Annotated in this window: 3 protein-coding genes; all 3 read left to right on the top strand. The window is 68.0% G+C overall.

The genetic code is table 11. The features are described from left to right. The coding region (locus tag A9X03_RS18895; protein ID WP_197696101.1) for a PE/PPE C-terminal domain-containing protein at nt 1-324 on the top strand (324 nt) is incomplete at its 5' end. 164 nt (nt 325-488) lie between these two features. Next, entirely contained in the window at nt 489-788 is a 300-nt protein-coding gene (locus tag A9X03_RS18890; RefSeq protein WP_067758919.1) for a PE family protein, read from the top strand. Between the two features lie 11 nt (nt 789-799). Continuing rightward, on the top strand, nt 800-877 hold a 78-nt coding region (locus A9X03_RS29345; protein ID WP_156737066.1), incomplete at its 3' end, for a PPE domain-containing protein.

Raw genomic sequence — 877 nt, 5'->3', positions numbered from 1 at the left:
CCGCAGTTCGCCCAGTTGGGCCTGGGCAACCTGGGCAGCCTCAGCAGCAACGTCGTCTCGGCCGGTGCCGGGCAGGCAACCCAAGTCGGGGGTTTGTCGGTGCCCCAGCAGTGGGCGACGCTGACCTCGGCGGTCGGCCCGGCCAACGCCGAGGCCGAGGCGCTGCCGGTGCAGGCCGGCGCGGCCGGCAACCCTCCGGGCAACGCCCTGCTGCGCGGCATGCCCACCGGCGTCATGGGCCGCCGCGCCGGGGCCGCCGCGGGCTACTCCCACAAATACGGCTTCCGCTACAGCGTCCTAACCCGACCCCCATCGGCCGGATAGGGAAAGGCCAGGTGAACGGAAGTTGTACACGAATGAACAGTCGGCACTAGGGAGGCGAGGCACCGCGTGACCCATTTAATCTCAGCAGTAAGCCACGCCTGCGGTAAGCCCACCGGCAAACCGTTCCTCAAAGGCCAGCGAGCCGAAACCAGGGAGGGATCTTAATGTCGTTTGTCACGACGCAGCCGGAGGCGCTGGCCGCGGCCGCGGGCGATCTGCAAAGCATCGGTTCGGCGCTCAGCGCGCAGAACGCCGCGGCGGCGGCCCCGACGACGGGGATCGTGCCGGCCGCAGCCGACGAAGTGTCGGCACTGACCGCGGCGCAGTTCTCTGCGCACGCGCAGATGTATCAGGCTGTGAGCGCCCAGGGCACGGCGATTCACGAGATGTTCGTCAACACCCTGAGGATGAGCTCGGGGTCCTACGCGGTGACTGAGGCGGCCAACGCGGCCGCGACGGGTTAAAGGAGCCAATGATGTTTGATTTTGGGGCGCTTCCGCCGGAGGTTAATTCGGCGCGGATTTATGCCGGTCCGGGGTCGGGGTCGTTGATG

It is taken from the genome of Mycobacterium sp. E1715 (assembly GCF_001667625.1).
Lineage (GTDB): Bacteria > Actinomycetota > Actinomycetes > Mycobacteriales > Mycobacteriaceae > Mycobacterium.
Note: the sequence above shows the minus strand (reverse complement) of the source record. Positions and strands in the feature narration are given on the sequence as shown.